This window comes from Spirosoma sp. KNUC1025, from assembly GCF_045160025.1.
Classification (GTDB): domain Bacteria; phylum Bacteroidota; class Bacteroidia; order Cytophagales; family Spirosomataceae; genus Spirosoma.
The window spans coordinates 4,266,947-4,280,210 of sequence record NZ_CP087139.1 but is presented as its reverse complement, the minus strand read 5'-3'; the positions used below and the strand labels follow the sequence as shown (position 1 = coordinate 4,280,210).

Annotated in this window: 10 protein-coding genes and 1 tRNA gene; 5 read left to right on the top strand and 6 right to left on the bottom strand. The window is 46.4% G+C overall.

Going from position 1 to position 13,264, the window contains the following annotated elements:
- Positions 1 to 29 precede the first annotated feature (29 nt).
- Together LN737_RS18645 and LN737_RS18640 are read left to right on the top strand one after the other, a co-directional pair.
- Positions 30 to 1,715 carry a TonB-dependent receptor gene (locus tag LN737_RS18645; RefSeq protein ID WP_405511343.1) on the top strand — a complete coding sequence of 562 codons (1,686 nt, stop codon included), beginning with the start codon at positions 30 to 32 and terminating at the stop codon, positions 1,713 to 1,715.
- A gap of 18 nt (positions 1,716 to 1,733) precedes the next feature.
- A complete protein-coding gene (locus LN737_RS18640) occupies positions 1,734 to 2,846 on the top strand; it encodes an SPOR domain-containing protein (RefSeq protein WP_405511341.1) in 1,113 nt (370 codons plus the stop codon).
- A 175-nt stretch (positions 2,847 to 3,021) separates the two neighbouring features.
- On the opposite strand, the gene LN737_RS18635 is transcribed toward LN737_RS18640, so the two are convergent.
- From LN737_RS18635 to LN737_RS18615, 5 genes are all read right to left on the bottom strand, one after another.
- Positions 3,022 to 3,885: an RNA polymerase sigma factor RpoD/SigA gene (locus tag LN737_RS18635; RefSeq protein ID WP_009282104.1), complete on the bottom strand. Its 864-nt coding sequence runs from the start codon at positions 3,883 to 3,885 to the stop codon at positions 3,022 to 3,024.
- 75 nt (positions 3,886 to 3,960) lie between these two features.
- Complete coding sequence (pnp, locus tag LN737_RS18630) at positions 3,961 to 6,087, bottom strand: polyribonucleotide nucleotidyltransferase (protein WP_405511338.1); 2,127 nt, start codon at positions 6,085 to 6,087, stop codon at positions 3,961 to 3,963.
- 195 nt (positions 6,088 to 6,282) lie between these two features.
- Positions 6,283 to 6,558, bottom strand: coding sequence for a 30S ribosomal protein S15 (rpsO, locus tag LN737_RS18625; RefSeq protein WP_405511336.1), 276 nt, complete (start codon positions 6,556 to 6,558; stop codon positions 6,283 to 6,285).
- A gap of 114 nt (positions 6,559 to 6,672) precedes the next feature.
- A complete protein-coding gene (locus LN737_RS18620) occupies positions 6,673 to 8,184 on the bottom strand; it encodes an LptF/LptG family permease (protein WP_405511335.1) in 1,512 nt (503 codons plus the stop codon).
- Positions 8,185 to 8,302: 118 nt separating this feature from the next.
- A complete protein-coding gene (locus tag LN737_RS18615) occupies positions 8,303 to 8,695 on the bottom strand; it encodes an START-like domain-containing protein (protein WP_405511334.1) in 393 nt (130 codons plus the stop codon).
- Between the two features lie 111 nt (positions 8,696 to 8,806).
- Between LN737_RS18615 and LN737_RS18610 the strand changes: the two genes are divergently transcribed.
- Both LN737_RS18610 and LN737_RS18605 read left to right on the top strand, forming a co-directional pair.
- A tRNA-Met gene (locus LN737_RS18610) sits at positions 8,807 to 8,880 on the top strand.
- A 92-nt stretch (positions 8,881 to 8,972) separates the two neighbouring features.
- Positions 8,973 to 10,064 (top strand): sensor histidine kinase, encoded by a 1,092-nt coding sequence (locus LN737_RS18605; RefSeq protein WP_405511333.1) that lies wholly within the window; start codon positions 8,973 to 8,975, stop codon positions 10,062 to 10,064.
- A 76-nt stretch (positions 10,065 to 10,140) separates the two neighbouring features.
- On the opposite strand, the gene holA is transcribed toward LN737_RS18605, so the two are convergent.
- Positions 10,141 to 11,175, bottom strand: a complete 1,035-nt coding sequence (holA, locus tag LN737_RS18600) for a DNA polymerase III subunit delta (protein WP_405511332.1) — start codon at positions 11,173 to 11,175, stop codon at positions 10,141 to 10,143.
- A 252-nt stretch (positions 11,176 to 11,427) separates the two neighbouring features.
- Here holA and LN737_RS18595 point away from each other — a divergent pair, with 252 nt between their 5' ends.
- Positions 11,428 to 13,251, top strand: coding sequence for a CocE/NonD family hydrolase (locus LN737_RS18595; RefSeq protein WP_405511331.1), 1,824 nt, complete (start codon positions 11,428 to 11,430; stop codon positions 13,249 to 13,251).
- Positions 13,252 to 13,264: the final 13 nt, after the last annotated feature.

Genomic DNA, 13,264 nt, shown 5'->3' with positions numbered 1-13,264 from the left:
CATCATTCCAAGTTCGTCGTACATTCACTATGATCGTACGCCCCCTTCTGACCCTATCCCTTTTTTCGTTGTCGGCAACGCTATGGGCTCAGCAACAGCCCAAGCCTTCGCGTCCTGTGAAAGAAGGCGAAATTGATACGCAGGAAATTACGGTGGAAAAAAGCCGGAAAATTAACCTTCCCCCGGCTAACCGACTGTTTAATAAAATTCCATCCGTTAAACCATCCGCCGACCAACGAAAACTCACCTACGAATTTGAAGACCGTAAATTGACGATTGGCGATCCACGGATCATGCCCGGTGTATTGTCGCCTGCCGCTACGCAAGTCGATGAATCGTCGGGATTCAGTAATTACGTAAAATTGGGAGCAGGTAATTACAGTTCTTTTCTGGGTGAAGGCTTTGTTGGGCTTAATACGCTCTCTAATCTTTCTCTAGAAGGGTCAGTACGACATCTTTCGTCTGGAATCGGGCCGGTCGATGGTAAAAATTCGAGCCAGAGTGACACCCGTGTTCGGGTAACCGGAAAATATCTAACCGATGCTTTTAAGCTACAGGGCGATTTGGGTTTCGACCGGAATGCCTACAATTTTTACGGGTACAGCCGTGAGTATGCTGCTAAGCCTAGCTTCGATCCAGACTTAATCAAGCAGCGCCTGAATACAGTCAATTTCCGCGTCGGCATTGAAAATGCAAAGTCCGAAAATGCCATTGATTATTCACTGCGCACAGGTGTTACGTCTCTGCGGGATCGGTTCAACGCATCGGAAACCGATTGGGGTACTAATCTGAATGCATCGCTTGGCATTTCAGACAAAGTCATTGCGCTTATAGCTGCTGATGCCTACGTAACCCAGCGTTCCGACGGTTCCATTGTCGATAATCGGAATCTGTTCCGGGTGAAACCCACGTTTAAATACACCTCTTCTTTATTTACCATTACCGCAGGTATCAATGCCGTTAATCAGACGGACAAGCGGCAGGGCATTAATGATACGCGGGCCTTCCCGGTTATTGATATTGACTTAGCTCCGATTGGTAATGTTCACATTTTTGCGGGCGTCGATGGTGATATCAATCGGAATACGTTACGGTCATTACTGGCAGAAAATAAGTGGCTGGCTCAACAGGTTGTATTGGCAAACACGGTTAAGTCCCTGGATATTTACGCCGGTTCCAAAGGTAGTTTGGGTGGAGGATTCTCGTACGAAGGGAAAGTTTCCTACGCCCGTTATCGCAACTTCAGTACCTTCAACAACAGCATACCCGACACGACCAAGTTTGCGGTGCTGTATGATGGGGGTCTTTCCAATGTGTTAACGGTTTCTGGTCAGGTTGGCTACGTACTAAAGGATAAGTTTCGCTCAACCTTTAAAGCCGACTTTTTTGGCTACGACCTGGAGCGCCTGGAAGCTGCCTGGGGACGCCCACAAACAACGGCCACCTGGACAAACTCCTACATTCTTGATAAAAAATTATTCATTACGGCAGATTTGTATTTTTATCAGGGTATAGTCAACAAAAACTTTACGTCTAACGTACTGTATACCCTAAAACCGATCTATGACGCTAACGTAAAAATTGACTATTTCCTAGGAAAACAGGTCTCTGCGTTTGTCTCGTTAAATAATATCTTTAGCCAGAATTACCAACGATATTTGTATTATCAGTCACAAGGCCTTAACTTTCTCGGAGGAATCAGTTATTCGTTTTAATCTCCACCGACGCACATTATGGCCTCCGTTCATGATTATCTCAAAAAGCTGCTGTATCAGTACGACTGTGTAGTTGTTCCCGAGTTCGGCGCTTTTCTGACACATTACCAACCGGCGGCCTTTTCTGAAGCCAGTGGCTTGTACCTGCCCCCTCGCAAACGCGTTGCGTTCAACGAAGCATTACGTTTCGATGATGGGATTCTGGCCAACTACATCATGCTCCATGAGCCCGTTACGCGTGAAGGCGCGCAACGTTATATCGGCTTATTTATCGATGAGTTACGTGAGCAGGTGATAACCATTGGCCGATTTGAACTCGATGGTATCGGTACGTTTAGCCGGAATGATGAAGGAAAACTTCAATTTGATCCCAGCCTTCGTCACAACTTTTTTGGCGAAGCCTACGGGATGAATGCCTTACAGATTCAGTTAGTCAACCGCTCAGCCGTGGTTGAAACCCCGATTGAAGCCGTACCAGTTACCGCACTTGGCCCGGTACTTGTGCCGAAATCCGACGAAACACTGACGCCTTTACAACCCACCCGCCCCTATTGGCGCGTAGCTGCAGTTGCTCTCGTAGTCGGATCTCTGGGTTTGCTCAGCTATTTTTCTGTTGTTAACCCAAATCAACCTTTACAAGGTAGTTTAGACCCTGCCAATCTTTTCCGGGTACCAACGGCATTTACGCACGCTCCAGAAGTTAAGGTGACGGCGAAAAAGGTCACACCCAAAGCTATTGCACCCGAAGTTAAACCGGCCATTGAACCGGCTGTTGTGCCAACAGAGCCTGTCGCTGTTGCGTCTTCACCCGTTTCCACAGAACCCGCGGCTAAACCGGTTAGTACACGTGAGCCTGTTAAACTGACGCCAGTTGCTGAAGTTGCTCATGCCCATACAGGTAAACATTTTACAGTGATCGCTGGAGTCTTCTCACGGAAAGAAAAAGCATTACCCCTGGTGAATTATCTACATAAAGCTGGTTATACGGATGCCTATATTATGGTTCAGGGCAGGAAATCATTACGTTATAAAGTTGCCGCTATTGGCTCCGACGATAAATCTGAAGTTCAGTCTCATATTCCGGCTATCAGCAAGATGATTGGCTCAACCGCCTGGATTTTTACGAACTAAACATTATCATACCCCATAAAAAAAGACAACCCTTGAGGGTTGTCTTTTTTTATGGGGTATGATAATCAGGCATCAATACTGACTCATAGCACAACAGCCGTCAATTTGTATTTGATGTAAAACGAAACAGCTCCCGCTTTCGCAGGAGCCATTTTGCACATACAAACAGGATCATTTAACCCAGATAGGTCTTCAATGCTTTCGACCGTGAGGTATGACGCAAACGTCGAATTGCTTTCTCTTTAATCTGCCGAACCCGTTCGCGGGTCAGGTTAAATTTCTCTCCGATTTCTTCCAGAGTCATCGCGTGTTCACCATTCAGGCCAAAGTAAAGCGTGATCACATCGGCTTCACGCTGGGTGAGCGTCGAAAGTGCACGTTGTACCTCTTTCCGAAGCGAGTCATTGATCAGCCCTGAATCCGGCTTATCTTCGCCATCGTTTTCCAGTACGTCGAGCAGGCTGTTTTCTTCCCCCTGCACGAATGGCGCATCCATCGATACGTGACGACCCGAAATTTTCAGAGTATCAACGACTTCAGCGGCTGAAATTTCCAGAACGGCAGCAAGTTCTTCGGGCGAAGGCTCGCGTTCGAACTTCTGTTCCAGATCTGAAAACGTTTTCGAGATTTTATTCAGCGAACCGACCCGGTTGAGCGGAAGCCGGACAATCCGTGACTGCTCGGCCAAAGCCTGTAGAATCGATTGACGAATCCACCAAACGGCATATGAAATAAACTTAAATCCGCGTGTTTCGTCGAAACGTTGAGCGGCTTTAATTAAGCCTAAGTTACCCTCATTGATCAGGTCACCTAACGAAAGGCCCTGATTCTGATATTGTTTGGCAACCGACACCACAAAGCGCAGGTTTGCCTTGGTTAATCGTTCCAGCGACAGTTGATCGCCTTCCCGAATTTTTTGGGCCAGCGTTACTTCCTCGTCGGGCGTAAGCAGGTCTACTTTACCAATCTCCTGTAAGTACTTGTCTAACGACTGGCTCTCACGGTTGGTAATCTGTTTTGAAATCTTTAGCTGTCTCATGATACGTTTTCCCCGGTGGAATAACTATGTAACGCAGAAGTTTGACGGTGCATTACCTGAAAAAGTAACAATGACTTACGCATTTTTGTTCTCTGGCTTCGGCAGCAAAACTTTACGCGATAAACGGTATTTTCCAGTCTTTTTATCGATATCAATCAATTTTACAGTCACTTCCTCGCCAACTTGCAGAACCCCTTCCATGGCTTCAAGGCGTTCCCACTTAATCTCGGAAATGTGCAAAAGACCATCTTTACCTGGCATGAATTCAACGAATGCGCCAAACGGCTGGATTGTCTTCACTTTACCTACGTAGGTTTCCCCTACTTCCGGTACAGCCACAATCCCTTTCACGCGCGACACGGCTTTATCCATGCTCTCTTTGTTCGTTGCAAAGATGCTGACCCAGCCAGCATTGTCACGCTCATCAATATTTACAACAGCGCCGGAATCTTTCTGGATATCCTGAACAACTTTACCACCAGGTCCAATAACGGCCCCAATCTGATTGGTATCGATTTTGATAACAATAGCCCGTGGTGCATGTGGTTTGAGATCGGAACGTACCGCGGCTATGCCTTTTTGCATTTCGCCCAGAATATGAAGACGGCCAACGCGTGCCTGCTCCAGAGCCTGTGCTAATACTTCATAGGAAAGGCCATCAACCTTTAAGTCCATCTGGCAGGCAACAATTCCTTTTTCGGTGCCGGTTACTTTGAAATCCATATCCCCCAGGTGATCTTCATCCCCCAGGATATCCGACAGGACTGCGTATTTGTCACCATCAGAAATTAATCCCATAGCAATACCAGCCACGGGCGCCTTGATTTTAATTCCGGCATCCATCAGGGCCATCGTTCCTGCGCAAACCGTCGCCATTGACGATGAACCATTCGATTCCAGAATATCTGAAACCACCCGAATCGTATACGGATTCTCAGCTTCGGGTGGCAACACCTTCTTCAGCGACCGATGGGCCAGATTGCCGTGACCGATTTCACGGCGTCCCGCGCCCCGATTTGGTTTAACCTCACCGGTTGAGAAGCCAGGGAAATTGTAATGCAGCAAGAACTTGCTGTATCCCTGAAACATAGCCTGATCCACGATCTGCTCGTCAATTTTTGTTCCGAGTGTAACAGTCGTCAGCGACTGGGTTTCGCCCCGCGTAAATAATGCCGACCCGTGCGGACCTGGCAAAATCCCGGCTTCAGCTGAAATTGGGCGAATCTGATCCAGTTTACGGCCATCCAGCCGGACACGCTCATCAAGCACCAGTCGCCGGGAAGCTTCCCACTCCAGATCATGGATGTACGTCTTGATTAAGCTAACGTTGACCTCTACACCTTCAGGGAATGAAGCCAGGTACTCTTCACGAACAGCCTTAAAGCCCTCGGAACGCCCTTTTTTGCTAGGATTCTGTTGCTGGGCTACTGCATAGATTTTATCGTATGTAGCTGCTCGTACTGCCGCTCGCAGTGCTTCATCGTGGTTCTCGTGGTTGTACTGCCGCTTTTCGGTTTTCCCGACTTTAGCTTCCAGTTCCTTCTGTGCCTGGCATTGAGTTTTGATGGCTTCGTGGGCTGCTTTGAGAGCCTCAACGACTTCGGCTTCTGAACATTCGCTCATTTCGCCTTCTACCATGCAAATATCTTTTTCGGTAGCACCTACGATCAGATCAAGCGTTGCCCGCTCAAGCTCTGCAGTTTTAGGGTTGATTTTGTACTGACCATCAATTTTGGCAACCCGAACTTCGGAAATAGGTCCATTAAACGGAATATCCGACACCGCCAGGGCCGACGAAGCTGCCAAGGCTGCCAGCGCATCGGGCTGAACTTCCGGATCAGCCGAAATCAAGGTAATCATGACCTGCGTGTCAGCATGATAGTTATCCGGGAAAATAGGCCGTAATACACGGTCTACCAACCGGCTAATCAGAATTTCATAATCGCTCAAACGACCCTCACGTCGTTGAAAACTTCCCGGAATACGTCCGGCTGAGGCAAATTTTTCCTGGTAATCGACCGATAAAGGAAGGAAATCGACGCCATCTTTGGCTTCTTTACTTGATACAACGGTGGCTAACAACATTGTGTCACCCAGCCGTACAACCACCGCGCCGTCAGCCTGTCGGGCCATTTTTCCAGTTTCGATGGTAATTTCCCGCCCGTCAGGCAGCGCAACGGATTGCGTGGTAATTTGAAACATACAACAGATTTTGAATACGCCCTCTACAGCTTTCTTGATTTTAAGGCCTTATTCGGGCTAGAACTTCCCGGGATAGGCACCTATAAATCATACCTCAATAACTAATTCACTATAAACTCAATACGAATACTATTGAAACAACAAAAATGAGGGAATCTACTGTGTAGCAGATTCCCTTTTTTGGAGAGTAACGGATTACTTTCGCAGCCCAAGTGCGGCTAGGATAGCCCGATAGCGTGCGATGTCTTTCTTCTGAAGGTAATTCAGCAAGCGCCGACGTTTACCAACTAATTTTAAAAGACCCAGTTGAGTGCCGTAATCGTGCTTGTGAACTTTTAGATGATCAGTTAAATGACTGATCCGGAAGGTAAACAGCGCGATCTGGGATTCGGCCGACCCGGTGTCTGTTGCACTTTTGGCAAAGCCCGAGGTAGAGAAAATCTCCTGCTTTTTTTCGGTCGTTAGATACATCTTCAGACAGCTAATTTGATTAAAAATTGAATTCGGGTGCAAAGATAAGGAAAAAGTTGGTAAATCGGTCAGTTTATTAGTCCGTTAGTACTGATACGGTAACCTATTCCAATATCAGCTGGCGACCGACTGACTAACCGGCCTATTTTTCCATTGATTGATTCGCCGTTTTAACCGTTCAAAGGCAATTATATAAACGTCTTTATCAAACAGGCGTGAATCGTGACGGGCTCGCTGCATGAGAAATAGTCCTACCGGAAATAGAACAATATTGGCCAGCCAGGCCCCGAACGGTACCCACACTAGTCCGTCTTTTGCATATTTGTCTCCCTGTAAGGTTAATACGTAGAGAAAGATAAAAAATACGATAGATACCAGAACAGGAAGGCCAAAGCCACCTTTTTTAATAATTGCACCCATGGAGGCCCCGATCAGAAACATCACAAACACGGAGACCGCCTGCGTAAATTTATGATGGGTCTCCAGCTGGTATTTCCAGACATTCTTTTCTTTTTCGGTCAGGTACGTCACATTTGAGGTTGAATACGATAAAATATTCTGTGCCTGGCTTAAAGCCATCTGCATCAAATCGGGGCTGGGAACACTGCGTTTCTTCAACAACGAATCGACCCATTTTCCGTCTTTAACCACTTTTTGCCTCAGAACAGCGTCGGCTTTAAACTGGTAATTGTAATATTGCCGGGACGTACCGGCCACATTTAAACTAGTCTTGGAGTAGTCTTTTCGTAAGGAGTCAGTTAAGGTTCTCAGTTCACTGAGATTTTTCATGTATTCATGATACTCGAACTGGTTCTCATCCGTACGTTTGATCCCAAACGATTCCATGCTGATAACCAATCGATAATCTTTGAACCCATTCCGCATAAACTGCGCTCCTTTAGCTGCTGTTCCACTCCCAACATAACTATATGTCGTATTATCATTGTATTCCTGATAATCGTTTCCGTTAAAGAGCTGGAACGTAAGATAGGTGCGGTCTTTATCCATAAACATCCGTCCCGAATCGGCGAGAATAATTTCACGGTTGCCCGATTCGATTCCACTGGTTGGATGTTTGTAAATGACCAATCCTTTTAATAGATCGCCATTGCTACTGCCTTTGGGCGCTTTTATTTTATGATCTACCTTAATACTATAGCCCGGTAAATCATTATAAAAAATACCTTCTTTCAGGTTCAGCGTGGCTTTGGCAGTTTTGATATCATACAGCAGACTATATCCTTTCAGATTCGCCCAGGGAGATACTGAATTGTTAAACCAGAAAGAGAAAGCGCTGATCCCAATAGCCACAATCAGCAGAGGGCGCATGGCACGGGTCAGAGAAATCCCCGCACTTTTCATAGCAGTTAACTCAAAAAACTCACCCAGATTACCGAATGTCATCAACGACGACAGCAGAACCGCTAAGGGTAAAGCTGTTGGTATGGTCAGTAGGGCAAAATAAAAAAGAAGACGGCCAAAGGTGTATAAATCGAGGTCTTTTGTAACAAAATCGTCGATATAAAACATCAGTAGTCGCATCAGGAAAATAAAGATGACGACACCAAGGGTTAAAAAAAACGGCCCCCAAAACGAGCCGAGTACTAATTTATCAATTTTTTTCATGCGGATGTATCCTGTACAATCAGAATGAATATGGGCCTACCTATACAACGTTAACCGTATTATTCATTGTTCATTATACACTGTACATTATCCCTTTTCTGCTTTACATTAACATTATTTAACTACCGACAATCTCCTTTAGCTTTTCCATCAAACCATCCCAAAGATCTTTGAGCTCATCGGCATCTGTCGTTGACGAATAATCCGTAATACGCAGAAACGTCGACTGTGTCAATTCGCTCTGATCGACCCGAAAGTCTACGTAATTATTGTCGTTGCCGTTTTCGGCCGTGTCCAGAAACTCAAAGCGAACGCCTTTATTCTGCCGCATTGATACTTGTCGGGCAATATGACTTTCGTTGTCCCATTGAAAATCGAACCTTTGCTCAGGCATAGTATTCACTTTATTGGCAAACCATTGCGACAGACCCGATGCTGTGCTGATATACGGGAACAGCATTTTGGGGGACGCCCGGAGTTCGTATTCGGTAATAAATTTGAATTTTTCCATACGCATATTGTGAAATAAGGGACACTGGCAAAGGTAAACGATTTTTTTTGCGAAAGTCAACGACGTTTTTTGACCTGAGCCATTTTTTCCTTACTTTTGTGGCATCAATCCGGCGGGGTAGCTCAGATGGTTAGAGCGTAGGATTCATAACCCTAAGGTCGGCAGTTCGATCCTGCTCCCCGCTACCCGATTGTTAACGCCTAATTAATTGCCTGTCAATTGATTAGGCGTTTGCTATTTCAGCCTACTTGTCAATTATTCCGGGCGATGTACATTGATGAGCTACTACGTCAACGATAAATGGGTACGTATTACGGGGATTACCTTACTGGTCGTGGCCGCATTGGCTGTTGATGATTTTTACCGCCAGCCCCTCACAGGTGTCGTATTTGTTAAATTCCTGATCGACGTAGGTTCCACTATTGCTACCTGGCATCTCAACCGGACTATAATCCTTCGGTTTAAGGCCCGATTTCCGAAAAACTCTGAACAGCTAAAACGTCTCTCAGCTACATTTTTGACTAGTACCCTGTCCAGCACGGCTTTGTCCTGGTGTTTAAGGGTTCTCGACTATTGGGCTACCAAAGGCACGCTTACCCAATTTTTTGAGGAGGATCATGCCATGTCTTTCACCATAAATAACTGGACACTCCGTTTATATGTCTACAGTTTCGATTTTCTGTACGGAATTCAGTGTGCCATTTTCTTTATGTCTGTATACGGAATTCTATTTTTTATTAAGGATTCATCGGCGTACCGAAACCGGTTAAAACAGGCTGAAAAGGAACGCGAAGAGCTGCGGGCGGCTCATCTTCAAAGTCAGCTTGACGCGCTTAAACAGCACGTTAATCCGCATTTTCTGTTTAACTCCCTTAATTCGCTTTCTTCACTGATCAGCGAAGACCCAAAGCAGGCTGAACTATTCGTGGATAAGCTCAGTGAAGTGTATCGCTATCTGCTTCGAAGCAATCAACAGCATCTAACCACGCTGGAAACTGAATTACAGTTTATCAATGCGTATTATCATTTGCTGCAAACACGGTATGGGGCGGCCCTGCAGCTGGACGTAGCGGTTCATGAATCGTATTTTCCGTATCAGCTTCCGCCCCTGAGCCTCCAACTCCTGGTTGAGAACGCGGTCAAACATAACGTAGCGTCGGTTAAGCACCCGCTTCACATCCAGATAACAGTCGACCGACAGGCCCGGTTGCTGGTTAGTAATACGCTCCAGCGGAAAGCGAGCCGCGTCCTGTCGAATGGAGTCGGCTTAACCAATATTATCGCGAAATACCAGATGCTTAGTCTGCCACAACCTATTATAGAAGAAACGGAAGCCCAGTTTATTGTTATGCTGCCATTAATTGCTTGATAGCCGCAACGCGCTTAGACGAAGTCAACCGTAAAAAGTAACAGCAATAACAAAAATTTTCTTTATCGGTCGATTTTCAGTGCAAGACGTCAAATACCAGTTCCCGCAGAATATCTCCTTCACTCATTGAAGGTACATCAATTCCCTTGCTGCGCGCGTCGGCCCGACGGATGGCGTGTATAATATCGGCTACTTTCGCAATGGGAAACGTGCGGGCAGCAGAGAGGTAATCTTTTACAAAAAATGGATTGACGCCCAACACCGAAGCTAACCCTTTTTCGGTCTGATCTTTCGAAGCCTGTACTACTAATACCTTGCTGAAATAGCTGAATAACTGAGCCAGAATAACAACCAGCGGGTTGTCTTTGGGGTTACGTCCGAAATAATCTACAATCTGGTTGGCCTTTATGATATCGCGTTGCGTGAGCGCCTTCTGTAGTTCAAATACATTATACTCCTTGCTGATACCAACTAATCGCTCGACAGTTGCAGCGGATATTTCTTCGCCGACATGCAGGTTTATTAATATTTTGTCGATTTCACCCGCTAATCGTTTGAGATCATTGCCAATATGATCGGCCAGGAGTTGGCAGGCTTTAGGGCTTACTTTGGCACCTTGCTCGCGGCAATACTCGCCTACCCAATCCGGAATTTTGTTGTCGTAGAGCTTCTTTACGCCCAGCAATTTCCCTTTTGCGCCGAACGCTTTTACCCATGACTTCCGTTCGTCGAGACCGGGCTTCCCTTCTTCCTTCACGTAGCAGAGCATCAAAATCGTGCTGGACAGCGGATTCAGCGCATAATCCTCCAGTAAGGTCTGGGTGGACTTATCGTTGATACCATTCATCTGCTGCGCTTCCTTGACCAGTACCAACTGCCGTTCGGCCATAAACGGATACCGACGAGCGTAATTCAATACGGCTCCGGCATCTGTGTCTTTTCCAAACAACACAAACTGATTGAACCCCCGCTCCGCTACGGGAATAGCCACTTTTTCGAGTTCGTCAGCAATACGGTCGAGGTAGTAGGGCTCGTCACCATGGATCAGGTAAACAGGCGCAATCCGCTTATTACGGATATCTTTGAGAAGGGCGTCAACGGCAGGAATCAAAACAAGTAATCAGTTTACGGTATAATGTGGTACGTTAGCTGAGCTAATGCAGGTCGTAAACTGTCGACAAAATTAATGATTTGACCGTGTTTGGCAGCCACTATTTTGCAACACCCGCGTCCGGGGCTTTTCAGATTCAGGCATTCTGGCACGTACCGAATTTCAGATAATGTCCTGTGGGTAGCTGGAATCGAAAGCTGAGCGCTCATTATTTTTCTATATTTATTGCTTCACCTCCAGACACTTCTCTTCATGCAGCATAGCCATCGATGGTTTCTAGGCCTTTTACTCGTACTCTCTATCCGTGTTTTCGCGCAAACGCCCAGTTCATACGACCGTCAGGAAATTATGATTCCCATGCGCGACGGCATTCAACTCAACACCGTCATTTATACACTGAAAAACAGTAAGGAAGCCCTCCCCTTTTTGTTAACCCGAACGCCTTATGGTGTGAGCGCAACGAACAGTCCCGACAAAATTCCATACGTGAAAGACATGGCCGATGAAGGCTATATTTTTGTTTTTCAGGACCTTAGGGGGCGTTATAAATCAGAAGGGACGTTTGAAATGCAGCGGTTTACCCGTAACAAAAAAGACCCGAAAGCTATCGACGAAAGTACGGATACGTATGATACCATCGAATGGTTACTGGCGAATGTGCCGAATAACAATAAAAAAGTGGGTATGTATGGCATTTCGTATGCAGGCTGGACAACGGTGATGGGCGCCATTGATCCACACCCGGCATTGATGGCTGTATCGGAGCAAGCAACTCCTTCCGATATGTTTCTGGGCGACGATTTCCATCACAATGGTGCTTTCCGGCTGAGCTATGGGTTTGAGTATGCATTTATGGAAGAAGCCACCAAACAGGATTCCTTATTCCCTTTTCCTGATTACGATACGTATGACTGGTACCTCAAATTGGGACCACTGTCTAACGTTAACAAGCTGTATTTTAAAGGGAAGCTTCCAAGCTGGAACAACTTTGCGAGCCATCCGAATTATGATTCATTCTGGCAAAAACAATCGCTTATATCCCGCATTGAGCAACCAAAAATCCCGATTATGAACGTAGCAGGCTGGTGGGATCAGGAAGATTTTTATGGGCCACTTAAAGCCTACCAGCTTTGGGAGAAACAGGATCAGTCACACAAAAATTTTTTGGTGGCGGGCCCCTGGAATCACGGTGGTTGGGCGCATGGTGATGGGCGGGCACTCGGTAATATCAAGTTTGATACGGCCACTTCCGTTACGTTCCGAAAAGAGATTCAGGCCCCCTGGTTTGCGTATTATCTAAAAGGAAAAGGCACAGGAAATTTTTCGGAAGCTGTTACGTTTCAAACAGGTTCAAATACCTGGAAACGCTACGAGACCTGGCCGCCTAAAGAAGCGACCAAACGAAATCTATATTTTCAGCCCAATGGTAAACTGTCGTTTGATGCCCCTACGGCCACATCCGGCGTTGATGCTTACGTTTCGGACCCGGCTCACCCGGTACCCTACCGAAACCGCCCGATTGAAGCAACGTATGGCCCTGGCTCGCGCTGGTACACCTGGCTAACTGAAGATCAGCGTTTTGTGCAGAACCGGCCTGATGTGTTGTCGTGGGAAACCGACGTATTACAGGAAGACGTAACGGTAACGGGCGAAGTTTGGGCCAGGCTATTTGCCGCAACAACCGGTAGTGATGCCGACTGGGTAGTTAAACTGATTGATGTATATCCGGCGCAGTATCCACAGCAATTGGGCATGGGCGGCTACCAACTGATGGTGACAAACGATGTGTTTAGGGGCCGGTTCCGCCACAGTTTTGGAAAACCCGAAGCCATTCAGCCCAACAAACCCGAAGCTTATTCCATTGATTTACATACGATCAATCATGTGTTCAGGAAAGGCCACAAGATGATGATACAGGTCCAGAGCACCTGGTTCCCGATCATCGACCGCAATCCACAGAAATTTGTTCCGAATATTTTCGAAGCGAAAGAAGTTGATTATCAAAAGGCGACGCATACCATATATCGGTCTGTTACGTTCCCATCACACCTTGAGTTGAGCGTGATTAGAAAATAAATTTAGTCTACAA

What these genes read in the sequence shown, in the direction of transcription:
- LN737_RS18645 (WP_405511343.1), top strand. Translation starts at nt 30, where the DNA reads ATGATCGTACGCCCCCTTCTGACCCTATCCCTTTTTTCGTTGTCGGCA.
- LN737_RS18640 (WP_405511341.1), top strand. Translation starts at nt 1,734, where the DNA reads ATGGCCTCCGTTCATGATTATCTCAAAAAGCTGCTGTATCAGTACGAC.
- LN737_RS18635 (WP_009282104.1), bottom strand. Translation starts at nt 3,885, where the DNA reads ATGAGACAGCTAAAGATTTCAAAACAGATTACCAACCGTGAGAGCCAG.
- pnp (WP_405511338.1), bottom strand. Translation starts at nt 6,087, where the DNA reads ATGTTTCAAATTACCACGCAATCCGTTGCGCTGCCTGACGGGCGGGAA.
- rpsO (WP_405511336.1), bottom strand. Translation starts at nt 6,558, where the DNA reads ATGTATCTAACGACCGAAAAAAAGCAGGAGATTTTCTCTACCTCGGGC.
- LN737_RS18620 (WP_405511335.1), bottom strand. Translation starts at nt 8,184, where the DNA reads ATGAAAAAAATTGATAAATTAGTACTCGGCTCGTTTTGGGGGCCGTTT.
- LN737_RS18615 (WP_405511334.1), bottom strand. Translation starts at nt 8,695, where the DNA reads ATGGAAAAATTCAAATTTATTACCGAATACGAACTCCGGGCGTCCCCC.
- LN737_RS18605 (WP_405511333.1), top strand. Translation starts at nt 8,973, where the DNA reads ATGAGCTACTACGTCAACGATAAATGGGTACGTATTACGGGGATTACC.
- LN737_RS18595 (WP_405511331.1), top strand. Translation starts at nt 11,428, where the DNA reads ATGCAGCATAGCCATCGATGGTTTCTAGGCCTTTTACTCGTACTCTCT.